Raw genomic sequence first — 22377 nt, 5'->3', positions numbered from 1 at the left:
GGTCAGGGCCGGGGTGCGGCGGCGGCGAGGGACGATTCGACGACCGTCCCGGCGTCGCGGCGCAGTGATCTGATCGTGTAGCGGGTGCCGGACACCTGCAGGAGGGCCTGCCGGAGCGGGGTGAGTTCCTCCCGGTCCACGCCCGCCTTGATCTCGGCGCGCCGCCGCCGGGTGATCGCGGACAGGTGGGAGTCGAGGTCGGCGAGCTCCTCGTCCAGTTCCAGGACGGGGGCGGCGTGCTCGGCGTCGAGGTTCGCCGGCTCCTCCAGCAGGCCGGCGGCCTCCTCGAACCGGTCGGCGAGCCGGTCGAGGATCTCCGGGATGGGCCCGGTGTCCACGGCCTTCGCGCGGGACAGCTTCGCGACCGTGATGAGGTGGTCGCGGGTGCGGTGCGCGGCGTCCACCGACCTGCGCAGCTCGGCGATCAGGCCGGTGTCGGGCCGGCGTTCGTGGCCGAGCCGGGCCCGGGTCTCGGCGACCGCCTCCGCCGACCGCTCGGCCGCGACGATCGTGTCGTGCGGCAGCCGGACCCGCTCCCCCGCGAGGACGTCCGCCGCCGCCCGGACCAGGCGGGCGTGCGTGCGGAGGAGACGTTCGAGCTGGACGGGCAGCCGCTCGGCGTGCCCGGCGGGCCACAGCAGCCGGACGGCGAGGTAGGCCATGGCCGCGCCGGCGATCGTCAGCCCGATCCGCTCGCTGGCGGTGCGCCAGTCGGCCGGCACGGAGAAGTCGAGCAGCATCATCGCCAGCGGCGTCCCGAACAGCGCCCAGTAGACGTAGTTCACCGACCGCATCGCGAACCCGGCCAGCGCGAACCCGAAGACGATCAGCGCGATGGCGGTCTGCCCGGGGACGAGCGTGAGGATGACCGCGGCGACGGCGGACCCGGCCGCGGTGCCGCCGACGCGCTGCACGAGCAGGTCGACGGTCTCGCCGTAGGTCGCGCGCAGGCTCAGCATCGCGGTGATCGTCATCCAGTGCCCGTGGGAGAGGCCGAGCACGGCGGCCAGCGCCATCGACACGGCCGCCGTCACGAACACCCGCGACACCTGCCGGAACACCGGGGACCGGGTGCGGACGGCGCCCCGTGTCCGCTCCCACGCGCGCATCGGGTTGAGCGTTCCCGGCATCCGGGGCGGCGCGACCGCGATCCGCAGGCCGCCCGCGACGATGCGGCGGGCGGAGGCGACCTCGCCCGCGATGCGGTCGATGGACCGGCGCACCTGGCTGATCAGCGCGACCGCGACGAGGTCCTCGTCCCCGGCGAGCCCGGCGCGCCGGATCTGCTCGGCGGTGCGCCCCATCCGCCGGACGGCCGCGGACTCCTCCCCGCCGAGCGGCGCCTCGCCCGCCGTCGCGGTCGCCCCGGCCAGCAGCCGCAGCCGCGCCGCGAGCGCGGAGATCGCGGTCTGCGTCTCCAGCCGCCACTCGCGGTCGGGCGGATAGTTCTTCGCGGCCTCCAGGACGGCTTGGAGCGTGACGGTCTCGTGCAGGACGCGTCCCAGCGCGTCGATGAGCCGTTCGGGCCGGGTGGGGTCGGTCCGGCCGCGTCCGGACCGGTACAGCGCGTAGGTGGCGCGCGCCGACGTCAGCGCCTCGGACGCGGCGCGCCGCCTGGCCTCCCAGTCCGGTATCCGGGTGACGGCCAGCAGTTCGGGGCTGGTCAGCTCGATGGCGTCCAGCGGACCGGCGTCGTGCGCCCCGACGTCCTCGGCGACCGCGTCGAGCGCCTCGGCGACCGCGTCGGCGCACTCGCTCAGCGCCGCCCGCAGCGGGCGCAGCCGCCGGGCCGGCCACGGCGCCAGCAGCAGCCCGGCGGTGAGCAGCCCGCCGATCAGCTCCAGCAGCCCGATGTTCAGCACGTCCCCGGCGGGCGGCCGGACGGCGCTCAGCAGTACCGCCAGGCCCGCCGTCGCCCCGATCCGCGGCACCGCGACCCCGAGCGCGACGAGCGGCGGCACGACGATCACGGTCGGCCACAGGTGCCCGCTGAGCAGCCCGCCCACGGCCGCCCCGAGCGCGACGACCACGACCCCGACCGCGAGGCTCCGGGCCTGCGCCCCGTAGGGCCCCTCCGGCGCCCGCAGCGCGACGAGATAGGCCCCGAGCGCGATCATCGACCCCTGCGCCGGGTGCCCGGTCAGCGCCCCCACGAGCAACGGCACGGCCACCGCCACGGCCGCGGTGGCCCCGTAAATGGGGGACGCCCGCCCGTTCGCCTGAACGTACGCCTGGCGCGCACGCTGCAGCACCGCTGTTCCTCCGCTTTCCTACGGCCGCTCGCGGAGATCACTTTCCCCGCGTCTCACCGTACCCCGATGGGTCAGCCCGCCTTCTGGGCGTCGAGGGCGTCCGCGGCCTCCACCTCGTCGCGGGAGATGCCCAGGAGGAAGACGATCGTGTCCAGGTAGGGGACGTTGACGGCGGTGTCGGCGGCTTGGCGGACCACCGGTTTGGCGTTGTAGGCGATGCCCAGGCCGGCGGCCTGGAGCATGTCCAGGTCGTTGGCGCCGTCGCCGATCGCGACGGTCTGGCTGATGGGGACGCCGGCCTCGCGGGCGAAGCGTTCGAGGGCGGCGGCCTTGCCGGCGCGGTCGATGACCCGGCCGGTGACGCGGCCGGTCAGCTTGCCGTCGACGATCTCCAGCGTGTTGGCGGCGGAGTAGTCGATGCCGAGGTCCTCGACGAGGGCGTCGGTGATCTGGGTGAAGCCGCCGCTGACGATGGCGAACTTGTAGTCGAGGCGCTTGAGGGTGCGGACCATCGTGCGGGCGCCGGCGGCGAGGCGGAGCCTGTCGCGGACCTCGTCGATGGCGGAGGCGTCCAGCCCGGCGAGGAGCGCGACCCGTTCGCGCAGGGAGCCCTCGAAGTCGAGTTCGCCGCGCATGGCGGCCTCGGTGACCTTGGCGACCTCGCCGAGGCAGCCGGCGTGCTCGGCGAGCAGCTCGATGACCTCGCCCTGGATGAGGGTGGAGTCGACGTCCATGACGATCAGCCGCTTGGCGCGCCGGCTCAGCCCGCTCTGCTGGACGGCGACGTCGACCTGCTGCTCGGCGGCCTCGGCGGTGAGGGCGGCGCGCAGCGCGTCGGGGTCGGCGCCGGACACGTCCATCTCGATGCAGGTGACGGGGGTCTGCGCGAGCCGTTCGATGCGGTCGATGTTGGCGCCGTGCGCGGAGATCCGCCCGGCGATCCCGGCCATGGCGGCGGGCTTCAGCGGGGCGCCGAGGACGGTGACGTGCAGCCGCCCGGTCCGCTTCGGCAGCCGCCGGTTGCGGCCGGTGGACAGCTCGATCTCCATGTCGAGGTCGCTCGCGACGTGCTCGGCGGCGTTCCAGACGCGTCCGATGTCGGCGCCCTCGTGGTAGGCGAGCAGGACCCCGAGGATGAGCCGCCCGCGGATCACGACCTGCTCCACGTCGGCGACCGTGAGCGGGAAGTCGGAGAGTGTCCGGAACAGACGCGACGTCACGCCGGGGCGGTCGCGTCCGGTGAGTGTAATGAGCAGCGTGCGCTGTGCTGACCCGTCCATAGCTGTTTTCCACGGTACCGGCCGTGACGTGGGGCTCGTGCGCCCGGTCCGGCATGCGAGACGCTACCGGCCCAGGATGAGGTTGAGGTCCCCGAATTCGTGCCAGAGGTAGGTCTCGGCCAGAGCGGCCTCGTAGGTGGCGGTGAGCAGGTCGCGGCCGGCGATGGCGGTGAGCATCATCAGGTGGGACGACCTGGGTTCGTGCAGGCCGGTGAGAAGGCCGTCCACGGCCCGGACGCCGTTCTCGGGGGTCACGATGTGCTCGGTCCACCCCGAGGACGGCCGGACGCGTCCGGAGGCGTCCACGGCCGTTTCCAGGGCGCGGACGGCGGTCGTCCCGACGGCGATCACCCGGCGGCCCTGGGAGCGGACGTGCTCGACCAGCGCGGCCGTCGCTTCCGGCACGCGGTAGCGCTCGGCGTACGGGGGTTCGTGGGCCTCCGGGGACGCGACGCCCGTGTGCAGCGTGATCGGCGTGATCAGGACGCCGCGGGACACCAGGCGGGTCACCAGTTCGGGTGTGAACGGGCGGGCGGCGCTCGGCATCTCCGCACCGCCCGTCGCATGGTCGTAGGCGAACACGGTCTGGTACGCGGCGGCGGGCCAGTCGCGGTGGACGTACCCGTAGCGGATCGGCACCCCGTGACGCCGCAGGTACGGGACGACGTCGGTACTCAGGCGGGCGCGCCAGAGGCGGTGGGTGTGCCGTCCGACGAGGGTGAGGGTGGCGCCACCGGGCAGGGGGATCCATTCGCCGGGTGAGCCGCCCGCGTAGGGGTGGGCGGTGGCGCCGGTCAGGCGGCGCAGCTCGACGAGCCACAGCCGGTCGTCCGCGCCGGGCACCGGGGTGGAGAAGTGCACGCTGATCCGGTCGAGCCGGACGGCGGCGGGCAGCGTGGACGAGGTGTTGACGACCAGCAGGTCACCCGGGTCGAGAAGGGCGGGCAGGTCACCGAACCCGTGGTGGGTGATCTCGCCGGTGGCGCGCCGGGAGACCAGGAGCCGGACGCCGTCGCGGGTCCGGCCGCGCGCCTCGGGCGGCTCGTGCGCCTCCAGGGACGGGGGCAGGGTGAACTCGACGGTCATGTCCTGACCTCCAGGCGGAACGCGGCGAAGACCCCGAACGCGGCGATCGCGGCGCACAGCGCGCCCGCGACGGCGAGGCCGGTGCCGAGCCGGGCGGCGCCGAACGCGGCGACCAGCGCGCCCGCGACGCCGACGACGAGGGACGAGCCGAGGGTGTCGGCGACCTGCAGCGCGGACGAGTTGACGCCCTGCTCGTCCGCGGGCGACAGCCGCAGCAGCAGGACGGACAGGCTGCCGATCGCGAACCCCATCCCGGCCCCGGCCACGATCCACGGGAGGACGGTCGTCCACCCGGAGAACCGGAGGCAGACCGTGGCGGCGGCGATCCCCGTGATGACGCAGAAGGCGCCGAGCAGGACGTAGAACTCGCGGGGCCGCTCGGACCTGCCCTGGATCTGCGACGCCGCCGACCAGCCGAGCGCCCCGGCGGTCAGCACGAGCCCGGCCGTGCCCGCGCTGAACCCGTGCAGCCGGACCAGGGCGAGCGGGATGAACACCTCGGCCCCGGTGAACGCGCCGGACAGCAGCCCGCGGACGGCGATGACGCTCGGCAGCCCGCGGTGGAACCGGAGCGTTCCGGGGGGCAGCAGCCGGGGCAGCCCGAACACCAGGCCCGCGATCCCCGCGGCGGCCGCCGCCGTGGTCGTCCAGCCCGTCCCGTCCAGGCCGTAGAGCAGGAGCGCGGCGCCCGCCGCGACGGCGACGGCGGCGGGCACGCGGCCGCCGCCGTTCGCGGGCGCGGTCCCGGGCTCGCCGATGCCGCGCAGCGCGGGCACCAGCGCCAGCGCCGGCGGGATCACCAGCGGGATCAGCCCGAGGAACACCCAGCGCCAGCCGATGTGCTCGGCGACGAAGCCGCCGAGCGCCGGGCCGATCAGCGACGGCAGCACCCACGCCGCCGCCAGCGCCGCGAACACCCGGGACCGCAGGTTCTCGGGGTAGACGCGGGCGATCACCACGTACATCGCGACGAGCGAGATCCCGGTGCCGAGGCCCTGCACGGCGCGGCCCGCGACGAACACCTCCATGGACGACGCCGCGCCCGCCACCACCAGACCGGCGAGGAACGCGCCGAGCCCGGCCATGAACGGCCGGGACGGGCCCGCCCGGTCGACCCAGCCGCCCGCCAGCACCGTGGACAGCAGGCTCATGATCAGGGTGGCGGAGAAGCCCCACGCGTACAGCGGCAGGCCGTTCAGGTCGTCGGCGACGACCGGCATGACGGTGCCGACGGCCATGTTCTCGAACGCCAGCAGCGTGACGACCAGGACGATCCCGGACGTCGCCCCCCGGTACCCGGCGCCCAGAATGCCGTGATCTGCAACTTTCACCTGATCATGATGGAGGATTCCGGTCATCGCGCCGCCATCAGGTCGGCGGCCCGGTAGCGCCCGCTGGGGAGCCGGTGGGCGATCAGCCGGTGCAGCGCGGCGGCGGCCTCCGCCGGCGGCGGGGCGGCGTCGGCGTCCTCCCCGGCGGCGCGCAGCATGGCGGTGTTCATCTCGCCCGGGTCCGCCCACCAGACGGCCACGCCGGGCTCCTCGGCCGCCAGGACGTTCGACAACTGCTCCAGCGCCGCCTTGGACGCCCCGTAACCGCCCCACGTCGCGTAGCTCTCCACGGCCGCGTCCGAGGTGATGTTGAGGATCGCGCCGCGCCGTTCCCGGAGGCTCGGCAGGACGGCCTGGATCAGCGCGAGCGGCGCCAGCACGTTCGTCGCGAACGTGCCCGCCAGGTCCTCGGCTGGCAGTGAGGCCAGCCGCGGCATGGGCGTCGGCCCGAGGGTGCTCGCGTTGTTGACGAGGAGGTCGAGCCCGCCTGAGACCGCCCGGACGAGGTCGGCCCGATGCGCGGGGTCGGTGACGTCCCCCGCGATCCCGGTCGCGCCGGTCTCGGCGGCGGCGGCCGAGAGGGCGGCGGTGTCGCGTGCGTCGATGACGAGGTTCCAGCCGTCCCGCGCGAGCTCACGGGCGAGCGCCCGTCCGAGCCCCCGGGACGCGCCGGTGACGAGTGCCGTTCTCATGCCTTCGACGCTAGGAACCGGCGCGGCTCGCGGCATCGGCCGCACGGTCCCCCGGCCGGTGGTCAGATGGTCCTAGGACCGGAGCCGGGGCGGCCCGGACACCGATACTCGCTCAGGGTGATTCGGGAGGACGCGCCCAGAGAGTACGGTCTTCACATGTGAGCACCGCGTAGGGCTCGGCAGGGGGAGGACGAGAGGCCGGGATGGACACCGACAACGGGTGCCGCGGCGACCAGGGCGCGACCCTGCACGCCGTCAGCTCCGCCGTGCTCGCGGTGACCCGGCACCTGTCCGTGCACGAGGTGCTGCAGGTGATCGTCCGGGCGGCGGCGCAGTTGCTGGACGCCCGGTACGCGGCCCTCGGCGTCCCGGACGACGAGGGATCGTTCGCCGAGTTCGTCGTCGAGGGCGTCTCGGAGGAGGAGTGGGAGCGGATCGGCCCGCTGCCCCGCCAGCACGGCATGCTCGCCGCGATGCTGAGGGGCGACGCCCCGAAACGGCTCGGCGACATCCGCAGGGAGCCGGAGTTCGAGGGCTGGCCGGCCGCGCATCCCGTGCTGAGGGATTTCCTCGGCGTCCCGATCCGCGACGGCGAGGACGTGCTCGGCATCATCTTCCTGGCCAACAGGCGGACCCCCGGCGGCTTCACCCGGGAGGACGAGGAGCTGCTCACGCTGTTCGCCGCGCACGCCGCGATCGCGATGGCGAACGCCCGCCTCTACGAGCACAACCGCGAGCTGACGGTCGTCGCGGAACGCACCCGGCTGGCCCGCGAGCTGCACGACGCCGTCGCCCAGAAGCTGTTCTCGCTGCGGCTGACCGCGCGCACGGCCTCCGCGCTGGCCGGCCGCGACCCGGCCCGCAGCGTCCGGGAGCTGGCGCAGGTCGAGCGGCTCGCCGCCGAGGCCCTCGCCGAGCTGCGCGCCGTGATCTTCGAGCTGCGTCCCGCCGACCTCGCGGACGGCCTGGTCGCGTCGCTGCGCAAGCACGTCGAGGTCCTCGACCGGGCGCATGAGGCGACCGTGCGCATCGCCGCGGACGAGGCCATCGTCCTGCCGGAGGAGCATGAGGCCGTCGCCTACCGCATCTCCCAGGAGGCGCTTTACAACGCGCTACGGCACGCCGGTGCGCGGACCGTGGAGGTCCGTCTTGCGACAGAGGACGAACGGGCCGTCCTGGAGGTCGCCGACGACGGCTCCGGTTTCGACGTTTCCGACACGGAACCGCAGGGCGGGCTCGGGCTCGCCTCCATGCGCGACAGGGCGGACTCCATCGGCGGGGAACTCACGATCGACGCCGCGCCGGGGAAGGGCACGACCGTCCGGCTGGAGGTGCCGCTGTGAGTCCCCGACCGGACGCCATCAAGGTCCTGATCGCCGACGACCACCCGGTCGTCCGGCAGGGGCTGCGCACGTTCCTCGGCATCCAGGACGACATCGAGGTCGTCGGCGAGGCCGAGGACGGCGTATCGGCCGTGACACTGGCCGAATCCCTGGATCCCGATATCGTTCTCATGGACCTCAAGATGCCGGGCACCGGCGGCTTGGCCGCGCTGACGGAGCTGCGGGCTCGCGGGGTGAAGGCACGGGTCCTGGTCCTCACCAGCGTGACGGAGCGCGGGCACGTGCTGCCGGCCGTGCAGGCGGGTGCGGCCGGGTACCTGTACAAGGACGTCGACCCGCAGGCGCTCGTCCAGGCGATCAGGGCGGTCAACGACGGGCACGTCCTGTTCGCGCCCGACGCGGCCGAAGCGATGCTGCGGGACGGGTCGGCGGAGCGGGACGACGACCGCGGCCTGGCCGCGCTGACCGAACGGGAACGGGAGGTGCTCGTGCACATCGCGCGAGGCAGGTCCAACCGGGAGATCGCGCGTGCCCTCGTGGTGTCCGAGAAGACGGTCAAGACGCACGTCAGTAATCTGCTCATGAAACTGGGAGTACAGGATCGGACGCAGGCGGCGCTGTACGCGGTCCGGCACGGTGTCGGTTCGTCCGGCGCAGTCGGGGAAACTGGGGAACCAAGTGTCCGCGACTGATAAAACTCCTCTGACAGGATCGTCATCGAAATTGGTATGAACGTAGCAATCAGGTACGCAGCAGGTAGCGACATCGGGTGCAACCGAGAGAACAACGAGGACTCGGGTTACGCCGGTGCGCGGTTGATCGCGGTCGCGGACGGCATGGGCGGCTATGCGGGCGGCGAGGTCGCGAGCTCGACCGTCATCGGCTCCCTGCGCTCGCTGGACACCGCTGCCCCCAAGGACGATCTTGTCGACATGCTGGGCCGCGCGGTGGCCGAGGCCAACGAGAAGCTCCGCATCGTCCGGGAGGAACGTCCCGACCTGAGCCGGATGGGCACCACGCTCACCGCGATGCTCTGGTCCGGTGAGTCCGTGGCCCTGGCGCACGTCGGCGACTCGCGCGGCTATCTGCTGCGCGACGGCGAGCTGTTCCAGATGACGCAGGACCACACGATGGACGAGCTGCTGAAGGCGGAGGCGGAGCAGGCCGGCCAGCAGGCCGACCCCGGCGAGACCTCGCGGCTGTCGCACGTCCTGTACCGGGTGCTGGACGGACGGGAGGACCGCGAGCCCGACCTGCGGCTGCGCGAGGCCCGGCTCGGCGACCGCTATCTGCTGTGCTCGGACGGCCTGAGCGGCCCGGTCGACGCGCAGCGGATCTACGAGGTGCTGTCCGCGGAGGCCGATCCGCAGCGGGCCGTCGACCGGTTGATCCAGCTCGCCCGCGACAACGGCGGCCCCGACAACATCACCGCGGTCATCGCCGACGTCGTCGAGGCCGAGCACCTCCACGGCGGCGAGGACCCCGTCGTCGTCGGCGCCGCCGCCCAGAGCTGACCGCCCGGACCCGACCGCCCCTCAGCCGTCTTCGAGACCGCCGCGCGCACCGGGCCCGGACCGGTCCACGGGGATTCTTAGGAACCCGTAATACAAAAGAGTTCCCACGTAACTGGCGGTTTGTCTTACTCTTACCCTGGAGTGATGTCAGTGTGCATCGTGTAACGGTCCAATCGCGGAACGTTACACGGACTTGACTCACCTCCGGGTGAACCCGATATACGGGTCACCCATCTGTATGTCATCGAGGCGGAGGATTCGTTGGGGGGAGCGCCCGGGGCGGCGGCCACCGGCGCACCGGACGGTGCGCTCGGCGGGATCGTCAGCCGGACCCTCACCGCAGCGCGGCACGGCCCCCTGGGCGCGGTGCTGCGCGTTGCGGCGATGGCCGTCGCGGCCATCGGCGCGTCATGGATCCACCGTGTCAACGACCCCGGCGTGCTCTGTCCCCTGCGGGCGTTCACCGGAGTCCCGTGTCCCATGTGCGGGGGCACGACCGTGTTCATCGAGCTCGGCTCGGGCCGTCCGGGCCAGGCCGTGCTCGCGAACCCGGTCGCCCTGACCGGCGCGATCGCCGTCGCCGCCGCACCCCTGGGGCTGGGACGACGGTGGTGGGCACTCCAGCCGAACACCCGTGCCTGGATGCTCGGCACCGCCCTCGTGGGGTCGGAGCTGTGGCAACTCGTCCGGTTCGGAATTTTGCGGGTTTGAGCCGAGGTGAATCCTCGGTCAGACTTGCGGAGCCCACCGGGTCCGGCGGGCGTCACATAACCACAGGGTCAACCAATAAGGAGCAAGTGTGGGTAACCCCTACGACCCGTACGGTCAGCAGCCGGGCTACGGGCAACAGCAGCCCGGGTACGGCCAGCAGCAGCCCGGGTACGGTCAGCAGCCCCCGGCGCAGCCGGGCTACGGCCAGCAGCAGCCCGGGTACGGTCAGCAGCCCCCGGCGCAGCCGGGCTACGGCCAGCAGCAGCCCGGGTACGGCCAGCAGCCTCCCGCCCAGCCCGGTTACGGCGCGCCCGCCCAGCCCGGCTACCAGGAGGTGCACCACCACCACTACGGCGCGACCGGCCAGCTGGCCGAGTGGGGCTCGCGCGCGGGCGGCGCCGTCATCGACGGCCTGATCATCGGCGTGCCGCTCTTCGTCCTGTACCTGGTGGGCACGCTGCTGGCCAGTGCCGGAGACGCCGCCGCGGTGATCGGCGTCCTGCTGATACTCCTCGCCTACGTCGCCGCCTTCGGCGTCAGCCTGTGGATGTGCTACCAGGAGGGCACCACCGGCCAGACGATCGGCAAGCGGCAGATGGGCATCCGCCTCGTCAGCGCGCAGACCGGCCAGCCCATCGGCTTCGGCATGGCGTTCGTGCGCAGGCTCGCGCACATCGCCGACAGCTTCCTGTGCTACATCGGCTACCTCTGGCCGCTGTGGGACGAGCGCAAGCAGACCTTCGCCGACAAGATCTGCAACACCATCGTGGTCCGTTCCTGAGCAGGATCCACGAGAACGGGGCGTCCCTCCGGGGACGCCCCGTTTCGCATGATGACCGCTAGCGCTCCGTTCCGGGAACCGGGTCGAACGCGCTGTTGCAGGCGGCCACCAGTGCGCGCCGGACGGCCCCGTCCAGCAGCCGCAGGGCCTCACCCCGGCGCCTTGTCTGGTCGGTGCTGAGGCCACGGTCGTCCATCTGCCGGGCAAGGTCGACGACGAGGGACAGCCGGCCGGCGAGCGCGGCGACGCGGTGCGCGCGCGGCGGGTAGCCGGGGGCGAGCGGATGGTCGCCGCGGTCCGGGTCGCGCAGATCGACGAGCGCGTCCGCGATCTCGGGCGGCACACCGGCGAAGCCGTCCACGGTCAGCAGCGCCTCGGTGGCGTCCCGCATGGCGAGGGCGAGCCGCCGGTCCGCCTCCGCGAGGGACGGGACGTCGGGCGGCCCCGCCGACGCCTCGTGGGTCGTCCAGCGGACGCCGACGTAGGACGACCCGCGCCGGTCCTCGGCGGGGAGCAGCCCCATCGCCCGTTCGCCGAGGACGGCGACGACGGCGGCGCCCGCCTCGACCGCCGCGCCGTTGAACGCCGGCGGGCCGGTCAGCCCGAGCGGGTCGCCCGGCTCGGGCAGCGCCAGCCGCAGCGCGGTCAGCCCGCCGACGCGCAGATCGCCGAGGCCGCGGCGCAGCGTCACCTCGGCGGGCGCGCCGCCGAGGATCTGCGGCCCGCCGCTCTTTTCGACCGCGTCGACCGCCTCGTCGAGGCCGATGTGCCCGGTCAGCCAGGCGTTGCCCCAGGCGACCAGCGCTATCGCGACGGCCTCGCTCATACGCCCGTTCTCATTCCCAGACAGTCCGCAATGGGCATGCGAACACGATAAGCGCTCGGATCGCCCGTTCCACCGGACGTAAGAGACCTATCGCGGAGGAGGAGCGTCCCGGGGCGGTCGTTTCCGGTGGGGAGCCGGGGGGCGCGGCCGTCCCGGATCGCATAGGTTCTTCCCTGAGAGTGCGATCACGGACCACCGGGATTGGGGACGAAGGCACGCATGGACGGCGAGGTACTTCAGCTCCGCGGAGTCGGGGTCAGGCGTGACGGGGCGAGCCTGCTGCGCGATGTCACATGGACGGTGAGCGAGGGCGAGCGGTGGGTCGTCCTCGGCCCGAACGGGGCGGGCAAGACCACGCTGCTCCAGATCGCCGCCGCGATGCTGTATCCCACCGAGGGCGAGGTCGAGATCCTGGAGGAGGAACTCGGCCGCACCGACGTGTTCGAGCTGCGTCCCCGCATCGGCATCGCCAGCTCGTCCGTCGCGGAGAAGGTCCCGGCCGGTGAGAAGGTCATCGACCTGGTGCTGACCGCCTCGTACGCGATCCTCGGCCGCTGGCAGGAGGAGTACGAGTCGACCGATGTGGGCCGCGCCGTCGCGCTGCTGGAGGCGCTCGGCTGCACCGACCTGATCAAGCGGACGTTCAGCACGCTGTCGGAGGGCGAGCGCAAGCGCGTCCAGATCGCCCGCGCGCTGATGCCCGACCCCGAGCTCCTGCTGCTGGACGAGCCCGCCGCCGGCCTCGACCTCGGCGGCCGGGAGGACCTCGTCGCCCGGCTCGCCGCTCTCGCCGGCGACCCGGCCGCGCCCACGATGGTGCTGGTCACGCACCATGTGGAGGAGGTCCCCGACGGCTTCACCCACGCCCTGCTCCTGCGGTCCGGCGGGATCGTCGCGCAGGGCAAGGTGGACGAGGTCTTCACGCCCGAGCATCTGTCGGAGACCTTCGGCCTGCCGCTGGCCATCGACCGGCACAACGGCCGCTGGTACGCCCGCTCGCTCCGCTGAAAGGCGGCGAAACGCCCCAAAGCACCCCCGATCAACGGTGGCGGTCCCCGGTGTCCCTACGATGTGTGCGCTCTTGAGGAACTCGTAGTGCTGGGGTGGACGCACGTGAACCTGCTGCACGCGACCGCCGTCTTCGCCGCCGGGATGGCCGCCGGAGGCATCAACACGATCGTCGGCTCCGGCTCCCTGATCACCTTCCCGACGCTGCTGGCGCTCGGCCAGCCGCCGGTGGTGGCGAACGTCTCCAACAACATCGGGCTCGTCCCGGGCACCGTGACCGGCGCGTACGGCTACCGCGAGGAGCTGAAGGGCCAGCGCGGACGGCTGCTGCGGCTCGCCACCGCGTCCCTCACCGGCTCGGTGATCGGCGGCCTGCTCCTGCTCGGCCTGCCCTCCGCGGCGTTCAACATCATCGTCGTCCCGCTGATCCTCCTCGCGCTGGTCCTGGTCGTCGTCCAGCCGCGCCTGCAGCGCTGGATGCTGCGCCGCCGCGAGGGCGAGCACCGCCCGCACGGCGGCCCGATGCTGTGGGTGGGCGTGCTGTTCGCGGGCGTGTACGGCGGCTACTTCGGCGCCGCGCAGGGCATCATCCTCATCGCCTTCCTCGGCATCATGCTGGACGACGAGCTGCAGCGCATCAACGCGGGCAAGAACGTCCTGTCGGCGGTCGTGAACGGCATGGCCGCGATCCTGTTCATCCTCATGTGGCTGTTCGCCGGCACCGACATCAGCTGGTGGTCGGTGCTGCTGATCGCGGGCGGCTCCACCTGCGGCGGCCTGATCGGCGCCAGGCTCGGCCGCCGCATCCCGCCGCTGGTGCTGCGCGGCGTGATCGTCGTCGTCGGCCTGGTGGCGGTCGCCAACCTGCTGCTGTCCTGACCAGCGTTTTCGCCGCGTCCGCGGGGATTTGTGATCGGACATTCCGGGTATAAGTCGAATACACGTTCGACTACCGGAGGGTTCGCGCGGATGAAGGGCGACAGTGTCGAGATCGTGGTCGACGCCGGGGGCGACGGGACGCGGACGTACGAGGTCGCGGCGACCCGCGCCGGCCGCCGCGTGGAGATCGCCACCAGGCGCGGCGTCGTGGAGGTCAGCGAGGTCACCCGCACCGGCACCCCCGTCCGCACGGCCCGGTTCATGTCCAGCCGCGTCCTGGCCCTGGTGGAACACCCCGTCTCCACCGAGCAGGGCGAAGCGGGCTGACCGGGTCCGGCCCGCTAGACGGGCCTGACCTGGAGCATTCCCTCCTCGGTCACGCGCGTTTCGAAGGCGGGCTGGCGGGCGGTGGCGGGGCCGTGCACGACGGCGCCGTCGGTGACGCGGAAGGTGCTGCCGTGCCAGGGGCAGACGACGCAGGTGTCGGCGTTGTCGTCGGTGATGACGCGGCCCTGGTGGAGTGGTCCCGCGAGGTGGCTGCAGCGGTCGGCGAGGACGTGGACGTCGTCGCCGGTCCGCAGCACGAACAGGCTGATGTAGCCGAGCCGCCGGGTCACGGGCCAGCCGTCCGGGAGTTCCCCGGCGGCGCACAGATCGTGCCAGCCGAGCGGGACGAGGTGCGCGATCTGGTCGGCGTGGCTGGGCCCCGCGGCCTGCCGGAAGGCGAGGTGCCCGCCGAGGTAGCCGCCGGCCAGGAGCACGGACAGGCCCGCGAAGGCGAACGCGCGTCCGGCGGCGTCCCGTCCCTGGTGGCGGGCCATGAGGGACGCCGAGTACAGCACGCTGGAGGTGGCCATCCCGGCGGCGTGGACGAGCCCGACGCGCTGCTGCTCGCGGTGCAGCGCCGACCAGTCGGCGATGCCGGTGAGGACGGTCGGGACGGCGCCGGCGAGCCCGGCGGCCACGAGCGTCTGCGCGGCGCGGCGCGTCCCCGGCATGAGGTCCAGGACGGCGGCCGACACCCACAGCCCGATGGGGATGTCGGTGAGCGGCGGATGGGCGGGGTGGCCGACCGGCACGCCGTGGAGCGCGTCCTTGACCGGGCCGGGAGGCAGCGTCCGCCGCACGGCCGTGGAGAGCACGCGGATGGTGCGGTCCAGGCCGCGCGTGTGCTCCAGGGCCTCGGTGGCGTCCGCGAGCCGCGCGGACGTCTGGGGCCGGGACCCGCGCCGGAATATGTTCACCCGTCGGGGCATGTCCCTCCTCCGCGGCTTGAGACGCCTGATGCGACACTAGTCTTCCGCGTTCTCGTGCGGCCAGTCATACGTACCTGCGGCCGGGAGGGGCTAAACCACTCCCTCAGCGGGGCACGGCCTCCAGGGTGACGGGCACCCCGTTGAAGACCGCGTTGCCGGACAGGGGATCGATCTCCTGGTCGTCGGTGACGGCGTTGACGTTGACGCCAGCGTTCCGGCGTGCGACGCCGGCGCGGGTCCCGGGCCGGTCGTGGCCCCATCCGTGCGGCAGGCTGACGACGCCGGGCATGAGGGTGTCGGTGGGTTCGGCGACGGCCTCGACGGTGCCCGTCCGGGACGTGACACGGACCGGGTCGCCCGCGCCGACGCCGAGCCGGTCGGCGTCGGCGGGGTTGAGCTGGAGGGTGCAGGTGTTGGAGCCGCCCACCAGCTCGGGGACGTTGTGCAGCCAGCTGTTGTTGGAGCGCAGGTGCCGGCGCCCGATCAGCACCGTTCCGCCCGCCTGCGGGGCGCGGAGGGCGGAGCGCAGCCGGTCGACGTCGGCGGCGAACGTGGGCGGGCACAGCTCGACGCGCCCGGACGTGGTGCAGAGGACCTCGTCCAGGCGCGGCTTGAGGGCGCCGAGGTCGAGGCCGTGCGGGTGCTCGGAGCGCAGGCGCGTCAGCGTGAGGCCGGACGGGTCGGCGCCGAAGCCGTCGCCGTAGGGGCCGAGGCGCAGCATCATGTCGAGCCGCTGCTCGGCCGGCGTGCCCGTGTCGAGCATCTTGCGCAGCTCGTCGGGTTCGCGGCCGTGCACGGGGGAGCCTTCGAGCGCGACCGCCTTCGCGAGCGTCGAGGTGATGATCAGCTCGTCGAGGGCGGCGGGGTCGCCGTCCGTCCCGGAGGCGATCATGGCGAGCCGGGCGAGGATGGCGGCCTCGCCGGGCCGTCCGTCCGGCAGCGGGACGACCGGCGGCGAGTAGCGCGCGTAGTCGCGGACGGCGAACCCGGTCAGCATGATGTCGTAGTGCGGCGTCTGCGCGGGACGCGGCGGCGGCAGGATCACGTGCGCGTGCCGGGTCGTCTCGTTCAGGTAGGGGTCGACGCTCACCATGAACTCCAGCCCGGCGAGCGCCCGGTCGAGCCGGGCGGCGTTCGGAGCCGACAGCGCCGGATTGCCGCCGATCGTGATCAGCGCCTTGACCTGGCCTTCGCCGGGGGTCTCCAGCTCGTCCGCGAGCGTGGCGACCGGAAGCTCGCCGTTGACCTCCGGCAGGTCGCGGACACGGCTGCGCCACCGCCCGGTCGTGAACGGCCTCTTGCGGCGGTACACGGGCGCGTGCGCGGGGCGCGGGAACATCGCGCCGCCGGGACGGTCGAGGTTCCCGGTGAGGACGTTCAGGGCGTCCACGAGCCAGCTGCTGAGCGTCCCGTACGCCTGGGTGCAGGTGCCGAGGCGGCCATAGACGGCGGCGCGGCCGGCGGCGGCCAGTTCGCGGGCCGTCCCGCGGATCGTGCCGGCCGGTATGCCCGTGACGGGCGCGACGCGCTCGGGGGCGAAGTCCACGGCGAGGGCGCGCAGGTCGTCCAGGCCGTTGACGCGTCCCGCCAGGTGCCCGGCGGACGCGACGAGGTCCTCGGCGAACAGCGTGTGGACGAGCGCCATGAGCAGGAACGCGTCCGTCCCCGGACGGATGAACAGGTGCTCGTCGGCGAGCGCGGCCGTCCGCGTGCGGCGCGGGTCGACGACCGTGACCCTGCCTCCGCGCGCCCTGATCGCCCTGAGCCGGCCGGGGAAGTCGGGCGCGGACGCGAGGCTCCCGTTCGACTCCAGCGGGTTCGCGCCCAGCATGAGCAGGTGATCGGTCCGGTCGAGGTCCGGCACCGCGATCGCGAGCGGATCACCGAACATGTGCCCGCAGGAGACGTGCTTCGGCATCTGGTCGGAGGTGCTGCTGGTGAACAGGTTGCGCGTGCCGAGCGCCTTGACGATCGCGGCCCCGTACAGCGGCCCGGCGATCGAATGCGCGACCGGGTTCCCCAGGTAGACGGCGACCGCGTCCCGGCCGTGCCGTCCGATGACGCCCGCCAGCCCCTCCCGGACGGCCTCGAACGCCGCGTCCCACGTGACCTCGGCGCCCTCGGCCAGGGGCTCGGCCAGCCGGTCGGGGTCGCCGTCGAGGCGGCCGAGCGTGGCACCCTTGGGGCAGATGAAGCCCTTGCTGAACGGGTCGGCCGCGTCGCCGCGGACGCGGGTCACCGCTCCGGCGTCGTCCAGGGTCAGTTCGAGCCCGCACAGGGCCTCGCAGAGGGGACAGGTGCGGAAGGCCGTGCGGTCGCCCATCGGGACACTCCTTGCGAACGGGACCGTGGTCCCCATGATGACCGGTTGGTCCGGGGCGCGCCATCGCCGCCCCCCGGGCATGGCCGTGACGGTGACCTGAGAGTTACCTTGAAATCGAGGACTTTTCGGCAGCCGACCGGGGGGAGGCTGCTATGGAGCCGTGGGTCGTCTGGTTGCTGCTCGCCGCGCTGCTCGGCGTCGCCGAGCTGCTCACCCTCACGCTGGCGCTCGGCCTCCTCGCCGTCGCCGCCCTCGCCGCGGGGCTGACCGGGGTGCTGGGCCTGCCGCTCGCCGTGCAGGCCGCCGTCTTCGCGGTCGGCGCGATCGCGGGCATCGCCGTCGTGCGCCCGCTCGCGATCCGGCACATCCGGCAGCCGCCGCCGCTGCGCTCCGGCACGGCCGCGCTGGTCGGCCGGGAGGCGTTCACCCTCACCGAGGTGACCCGCCGCGGCGGCCGCGCCCGCATCGGCGGCGAGGAGTGGACGGCCCGCCCCTACGATCCCGACCTCGTCATCCCGGCTGGCGCCACCGCCGACGTCCTCGCCATCGAAGGGGCCACCGCCCTGCTCTATCCGATCTCGTCCGGAACGGATGAGGAGCCATCATGACCGATATCGCCATAGCCGTCCTCGTCGCCGTGGTCGCCGGGGTGCTCGTCCTGGCCCTCACGGTGATACGGACCGTGTGGATCATTCCGCAGGCACGGGCCCGCAACATCGAGCGCCTCGGCCGCTACCACCGCACCCTCGCCCCCGGCATCAGCTTCGTCGTCCCGTTCGTCGACCGGGTGAAGTCCCTCATCGACCTGCGCGAACAGGTCGTCTCGTTCAAGGCGCAGCCCGTCATCACCGAGGACAACGTCGTCGTCCACATCGACACCGTGCTGTTCTTCCAGGTCACCGACCCGCGCGCCGCCGACTACGAGATCGTGAACTACATCAAGGCGATCGAGCAGCTCACCGCGACGACGCTCCGCAACGTCCTCGGCACCCTCGACCTGGAGGCCACCCTCACCTCCCGTGACCGGATCAACACCGCGCTGCGCGGCGTCCTGGACGACGCGTCCGGCAAGTGGGGCATCCGCGTCACCCGCGTGGAGATCAAGGCGATCGAGCCGCCGGCGTCCATCAAGGACGCGATGGAGAAGCAGATGCGCGCCGAGCGGGAGAAGCGCGCCGCGATCCTGACCGCCGAGGGCTCCCGCCAGTCCAAGATCCTCACCGCGGAGGGGGAGAAGCAGTCGGCGATCCTGAAGGCGGAGGGCGGCAAGCGGGCCGCCATCCTGGAGGCCGAGGGCCAGTCGAAGGCGATCGAGCAGGTCTTCGCCACCATCCACACCGCCGACCCGGATCCGAAGCTTCTCGCCTACCAGTACCTCCAGACCCTTCCCAAGCTGGCCGATGGCCAGGGCAGCACCTTCTGGGTCATCCCAAGCGAAGTGACGACCGCTCTACAGGCCGTGCGTGAAGCCTTCGGCGGCAGCTTGGACGAAGCCAAGCCGCCCCAGGAGAGCAGGCCCGCGCAAGAGAAGCCGACGCCCACGTCCTTCAAGCTGACTTCTGGCAAACACGACGGGCAAGAAGGAGAATCCGCCTGATCTCACCCCAGAGCCCGCAGGAGGTGGGGGAAGAACGGGCTCGTGAGCCGTTCGCGCCGTGCCCCGGCCGGAGGCCGGCGGCCGGCCGTGGCATGCTTGGCCGACCGAGCAGGTCCGATGGGGCCGGACGGAGGCGAAGCGATGAGCAGGCGGGGGAAGGCGGTCGCGGTCGCGGCCATGGTGGGAGTGGCGCTGACCGGGGCGGCGTGCGGCGAGTCGGGGGACTCCGAGGCGAAGGGCGCGACGCCGCCCGCGTCGTCCGGTTCGAAGGGCTCGGGCGGGACGCGGCCGGCGCCGTCCGCCAAGGAGCCGATCGTTCTCGCGTTCGGCGGCGACACGCACTTCGAGGGCCAGTTGCGCGGCCGTCTCGGTCAGCCGTCGACGGCGCTCGGCCCGGTCGCGAAGCAGTTGCGCGCCGCCGACTTCGCCATGGTCAATCTGGAGACGGCCATCACGACGGGCGGGACGCCCGCGCCGGGCAAGCAGTTCACGTTCCGGGCCCCGCCGTCCGCGTTCAAGTCGCTGAAGGCGGCCGGGGTGGACGTCGTCTCCATGGCGAACAACCACGGCATGGACTACATGGAGGGCGGGCTACGCGACTCCTTGGCCGCGATCAAGCAGACGGGGTTCCCGGTCGTGGGCATCGGCAAGAACGCCGACGACGCCTACAAGCCGTATCGGGTCACGGTGAAGGGCAACAAGCTCGCCATCATCGGCGCCACGCAGGTGCTGGACGACAACCTCATCCAGGCGTGGACGGCCACCGACACCAAGGGCGGTCTTGCGTCGGCCAAGGACATCCCCCGGATGGTCCAGGCGGTGAAGGAGGCGCGCAAGGGGTCGGACGTCGTCATCGTCCACCTGCACTGGGGCGCGGAGCTTCAGCCTTGCCCGCTGCCCCGTCAGAAGGAACTGGCCCAGAAACTCGCCGAGGCGGGTGCTGACATCGTCGTCGGGGGGCACGCACACATCCCGCTTGGCGGCGGCTACATGAACAACGCGTACGTCCACTACGGCATGGGCAACTTCGTGTTCTACTCCGCCAGCGGGCAGACGGCCAAGTCCGGTGTTCTGTTCCTGAAGGTGGAGAACGGCAAGGTCACCAAGGACAAGTGGAGCCCGGCACTCATCTCCGGCGGCCTCCCCATCCCGATGACGGGCGCGGCGGCGCAGACGGAGGTCAAGCGGTGGAACGGGCTGCGCTCCTGCACGGGGCTCTCGGCACGTCCGTCCTGAGCTGGACTCTCCCACTGTGGGAGGGGGCAGGGTGAGTCCCGTGAGCGACGATCTCCTGCCGATCGGGCGGTTCGCGCGGCTGTGCCGGCTGAGTGTCAAGCAACTGCGCCACTACGACGACCTCGGCGTTCTGGCCCCGGCGTGGACGGACCCGGTGTCCGGATACCGTTACTACCGGCCCGCCCAGGCGCGGGACGCGCTGCTGGCCGGCCTGCTGCGGACGATGGACGTCCCGCTGCCCGTGGTGGCGCGCGTCCTGTCCGGCGACGAGGGCGGCGCGCTGCGCGCGGCACGGGACAGGATCGAGGCCGACATCGCCCGGCGGCGGCGCGGCCTGCGGCTCCTCGACCGCGTCCTCGCGGACGGGCTGCCGGAGACGGAGGTGTCGGTCGTCCGGGAGCCGGCGCGGCGCGTCGTCGTCGCGCGGGAGGCCGCGACACCCTCGACGATCGCGGCGGCGACGTCGGCGTGCGTGGCCCGGCTGCTGCCCCGGATGACGCCGGACGGCCTGCTGATCGGGCTGTTCCCGCTGGACCTGGCGGAGGAGTTCGAGGTGCGCGTGACCATCCAGGCCGAGGACGGCGACGACGTCCTGCCCGGTGGTGCGTTCGCGTCGGCCGTCCATACCGGTCCCTACGAGGAGATTTCGCTCACGGTCCATGGCGTGCTCGCATGGTTCGGCGACCACGGGCACACGCCCGCCGGACCCGTCCGCGAGGTGTACCTCAACGACCCCGCGACCACGCCGCCCGAACGCCTGGAGACCCGGGTGATGATCCGTGTGGAGGACGACCAGAGATGAGCGAAGCGAACCGGGGGGTGCGGGGGGACGTGTCCCCGCAGGAGGCCGTGAACTGGTACGAGGCTTCGGACGAGCCGGAGGTGGTGGAGCACGGGACCGTGTCCGGCCTGGCCGTCACCGGCCGTGGTGAGCCGGAAGGTGCCGCGTATGGGGAAAGCGTGGGCGCGCTCTACGCGGTTCTAGGCGCGCTGGATGCGCCGATGGTGCCGATGGAAGGGCGCTGGTGGGTCGAGGACGAGCGCTCACCGTTCGACGTGCCCCGCGACCAGTGGTGGTGGCATCTGTTCCTTCGCCTCCCGGACGAGACCCTCTCGATCAACCGGGCGCGTGAGGAGGCACGTTCCGGATTGCGTGCGGCTGCGCGCGTCCAACACGTCACCTACACCGATGGCCTGTGCGTGCAGATCCTGCATAAGGGGGCCTACTCCGACGAACCCGCGTCCCTCGCGCGCATGGCCGCGCTGATGAAGGCCGAGAACCTCGTGCCGAACGGGCTGCACCACGAGATCTACCTGTCCGATCCTCGGGAGACCGATCCGGAGAAGATGCGCACGATCCTGCGCCAGCCCGTCCGGGAAGCGTAGTTTCACCGGTGGCGCGTCCAGCGGCATCGGACGCGCCACCGCCCGCATAGGGTGGCGGCCATGGCCACGTGGGACGATGCGCGACGCAGTGCGCCGGAAATGACGAAGATCCGGATCCTCACTTTCAACACGCTCTACCGCGGCCGTACCCGGGTCCGCATGGACGCCCTCGCCGAACTCCTCGAACGGTCCGACTACGACGTCGTCTGCCTACAGGAAGTCATATCGCCGCTGATCCTGGCGGCCCTCCGCCGGGGAACGAGGTCCTACCCCCACCTGGCCCGGGCCTGGACGTTCCCGATCGTCCGCGGCGGCCTGGTCACCCTTTCCCGCTGGCCGGTGACCCAGGTCCGCTATCACCCGTTCACTCCGGCCCGCCCGGCGCGTCCCGAATGGCTGCTGAACAAAGGCGCCCTGTTCACCCGCGTCCAACTCCCCGGCGGATACCTGACGGTGGTGAACACCCACCTGTCCGCGAACATGGACATGGATTGGTCTCCGTCCAACGCCTACACGAAGGTGGAGCAAGCCGAGCTGCGCCAACTGGCGGACGCCGTCAACAGAATCCCTAGGGCGGAACCCCTCGTCGCCGTGGGCGACTTCAACATCCCCCGAGACTCCGGCTACCTCCAGACGTTCGCGTCCGTCACCGGCCTCCAGGACGCCACGGACGGCAGCACGGAACCCACCTACCGCCCCGAGTACGCGGACATCGGCGCCATAGACCAGTTCCTGGTCAGACCTCCCCTGGAGGCGAAGACCCGCGTGGTCTTCAAGGAAAAACTCGACCTGGACGGCCGCCCCACACCACTCTCCGACCACTACGGCATAGAGGCGATCCTCACCCCCGCCGGCTTCGTGGAGGGCCGAGGCTAG

22 protein-coding genes are annotated in these 22377 nt (G+C 72.5%); 14 read left to right on the top strand and 8 right to left on the bottom strand.

The window, feature by feature from the left end:
* Window positions 1-2: 2 nt before the first annotated feature.
* The 5 genes from ACQP1N_RS33360 to ACQP1N_RS33340 all read right to left on the bottom strand — a co-directional run bounded on the left by ACQP1N_RS33360 (window position 3) and on the right by ACQP1N_RS33340 (window position 6641).
* Complete coding sequence (locus ACQP1N_RS33360; RefSeq protein WP_433228240.1) at window positions 3-2252, bottom strand: FUSC family protein; 2250 nt, start codon at window positions 2250-2252, stop codon at window positions 3-5.
* A 71-nt stretch (window positions 2253-2323) separates the two neighbouring features.
* Complete coding sequence (gene serB, locus ACQP1N_RS33355; protein WP_067807104.1) at window positions 2324-3532, bottom strand: phosphoserine phosphatase SerB; 1209 nt, start codon at window positions 3530-3532, stop codon at window positions 2324-2326.
* Between the two features lie 63 nt (window positions 3533-3595).
* Window positions 3596-4618 (bottom strand): S-adenosylmethionine:tRNA ribosyltransferase-isomerase, encoded by a 1023-nt coding sequence (locus tag ACQP1N_RS33350; RefSeq protein WP_067807106.1) that lies wholly within the window; start codon window positions 4616-4618, stop codon window positions 3596-3598.
* Complete coding sequence (locus ACQP1N_RS33345; protein ID WP_433228239.1) at window positions 4615-5949, bottom strand: MFS transporter; 1335 nt, start codon at window positions 5947-5949, stop codon at window positions 4615-4617. The genes ACQP1N_RS33350 and ACQP1N_RS33345 overlap by 4 nt, the downstream gene beginning before the upstream one ends.
* Window positions 5950-5972: 23 nt before the next feature.
* A complete protein-coding gene (locus ACQP1N_RS33340) occupies window positions 5973-6641 on the bottom strand; it encodes an SDR family NAD(P)-dependent oxidoreductase (RefSeq protein WP_433228238.1) in 669 nt (222 codons plus the stop codon).
* Window positions 6642-6844: 203 nt separating this feature from the next.
* On the opposite strand from ACQP1N_RS33340, the gene ACQP1N_RS33335 reads away from it, so the two are divergent.
* The 5 genes from ACQP1N_RS33335 to ACQP1N_RS33315 all read left to right on the top strand — a co-directional run bounded on the left by ACQP1N_RS33335 (window position 6845) and on the right by ACQP1N_RS33315 (window position 10990).
* Window positions 6845-7984, top strand: a complete 1140-nt coding sequence (locus ACQP1N_RS33335) for a GAF domain-containing sensor histidine kinase (protein WP_067807934.1) — start codon at window positions 6845-6847, stop codon at window positions 7982-7984.
* Window positions 7981-8676 (top strand): response regulator, encoded by a 696-nt coding sequence (locus tag ACQP1N_RS33330; RefSeq protein ID WP_067807932.1) that lies wholly within the window; start codon window positions 7981-7983, stop codon window positions 8674-8676. Before ACQP1N_RS33335 ends, ACQP1N_RS33330 begins: the two co-directional genes overlap by 4 nt.
* A 36-nt stretch (window positions 8677-8712) precedes the next feature.
* Window positions 8713-9498 carry a PP2C family protein-serine/threonine phosphatase gene (locus tag ACQP1N_RS33325; protein WP_084263524.1) on the top strand — a complete coding sequence of 262 codons (786 nt, stop codon included), beginning with the start codon at window positions 8713-8715 and terminating at the stop codon, window positions 9496-9498.
* 261 nt (window positions 9499-9759) lie between these two features.
* Complete coding sequence (locus ACQP1N_RS33320) at window positions 9760-10209, top strand: DUF2752 domain-containing protein (protein ID WP_242608590.1); 450 nt, start codon at window positions 9760-9762, stop codon at window positions 10207-10209.
* A gap of 88 nt (window positions 10210-10297) precedes the next feature.
* Entirely contained in the window at window positions 10298-10990 is a 693-nt protein-coding gene (locus ACQP1N_RS33315) for an RDD family protein (RefSeq protein WP_131732363.1), read from the top strand.
* A gap of 58 nt (window positions 10991-11048) precedes the next feature.
* Here ACQP1N_RS33315 and ACQP1N_RS33310 read toward each other — a convergent pair whose 3' ends face one another.
* Entirely contained in the window at window positions 11049-11816 is a 768-nt protein-coding gene (locus tag ACQP1N_RS33310) for a hypothetical protein (protein ID WP_433228236.1), read from the bottom strand.
* A 219-nt stretch (window positions 11817-12035) separates the two neighbouring features.
* Here ACQP1N_RS33310 and ACQP1N_RS33305 point away from each other — a divergent pair, with 219 nt between their 5' ends.
* The 3 genes from ACQP1N_RS33305 to ACQP1N_RS33295 all read left to right on the top strand — a co-directional run bounded on the left by ACQP1N_RS33305 (window position 12036) and on the right by ACQP1N_RS33295 (window position 14030).
* A complete protein-coding gene (locus ACQP1N_RS33305; RefSeq protein ID WP_433228234.1) occupies window positions 12036-12824 on the top strand; it encodes an ABC transporter ATP-binding protein in 789 nt (262 codons plus the stop codon).
* Between the two features lie 105 nt (window positions 12825-12929).
* Window positions 12930-13703 carry a sulfite exporter TauE/SafE family protein gene (locus tag ACQP1N_RS33300; RefSeq protein ID WP_433228232.1) on the top strand — a complete coding sequence of 258 codons (774 nt, stop codon included), beginning with the start codon at window positions 12930-12932 and terminating at the stop codon, window positions 13701-13703.
* Window positions 13704-13793: 90 nt separating this feature from the next.
* Window positions 13794-14030 carry a hypothetical protein gene (locus ACQP1N_RS33295; protein WP_067804161.1) on the top strand — a complete coding sequence of 79 codons (237 nt, stop codon included), beginning with the start codon at window positions 13794-13796 and terminating at the stop codon, window positions 14028-14030.
* Window positions 14031-14044: 14 nt separating this feature from the next.
* Here the strand turns inward: ACQP1N_RS33295 and ACQP1N_RS33290 are convergent, their stop codons facing one another.
* Entirely contained in the window at window positions 14045-14959 is a 915-nt protein-coding gene (locus tag ACQP1N_RS33290) for a Rieske 2Fe-2S domain-containing protein (protein ID WP_067804158.1), read from the bottom strand.
* A 103-nt stretch (window positions 14960-15062) separates the two neighbouring features.
* Entirely contained in the window at window positions 15063-17282 is a 2220-nt protein-coding gene (locus ACQP1N_RS33285) for a molybdopterin oxidoreductase family protein (RefSeq protein WP_433228231.1), read from the bottom strand.
* 152 nt (window positions 17283-17434) lie between these two features.
* Here ACQP1N_RS33285 and ACQP1N_RS33280 point away from each other — a divergent pair, with 152 nt between their 5' ends.
* The 6 genes from ACQP1N_RS33280 (at window position 17435) to ACQP1N_RS33255 (ending at window position 22377) form a co-directional block, all read left to right on the top strand.
* Complete coding sequence (locus ACQP1N_RS33280; RefSeq protein ID WP_067804152.1) at window positions 17435-17890, top strand: NfeD family protein; 456 nt, start codon at window positions 17435-17437, stop codon at window positions 17888-17890.
* Window positions 17887-18879, top strand: coding sequence for an SPFH domain-containing protein (locus tag ACQP1N_RS33275; protein ID WP_433228230.1), 993 nt, complete (start codon window positions 17887-17889; stop codon window positions 18877-18879). The genes ACQP1N_RS33280 and ACQP1N_RS33275 overlap by 4 nt, the downstream gene beginning before the upstream one ends.
* A gap of 141 nt (window positions 18880-19020) precedes the next feature.
* Window positions 19021-20115, top strand: coding sequence for a CapA family protein (locus tag ACQP1N_RS33270; protein ID WP_433228229.1), 1095 nt, complete (start codon window positions 19021-19023; stop codon window positions 20113-20115).
* Between the two features lie 40 nt (window positions 20116-20155).
* Window positions 20156-20917 (top strand): MerR family transcriptional regulator, encoded by a 762-nt coding sequence (locus tag ACQP1N_RS33265; RefSeq protein ID WP_067804146.1) that lies wholly within the window; start codon window positions 20156-20158, stop codon window positions 20915-20917.
* Window positions 20914-21501, top strand: a complete 588-nt coding sequence (locus ACQP1N_RS33260; protein WP_067804143.1) for a GyrI-like domain-containing protein — start codon at window positions 20914-20916, stop codon at window positions 21499-21501. The genes ACQP1N_RS33265 and ACQP1N_RS33260 overlap by 4 nt, the downstream gene beginning before the upstream one ends.
* Before the next feature lie 99 nt (window positions 21502-21600).
* Window positions 21601-22377, top strand: a complete 777-nt coding sequence (locus tag ACQP1N_RS33255) for an endonuclease/exonuclease/phosphatase family protein (RefSeq protein WP_067804140.1) — start codon at window positions 21601-21603, stop codon at window positions 22375-22377.

This window comes from Actinomadura formosensis, from assembly GCF_050948385.1.
Classification (GTDB): domain Bacteria; phylum Actinomycetota; class Actinomycetes; order Streptosporangiales; family Streptosporangiaceae; genus Spirillospora; species Spirillospora formosensis.
This window is presented reverse-complemented; position numbering and strand designations above follow the sequence as displayed.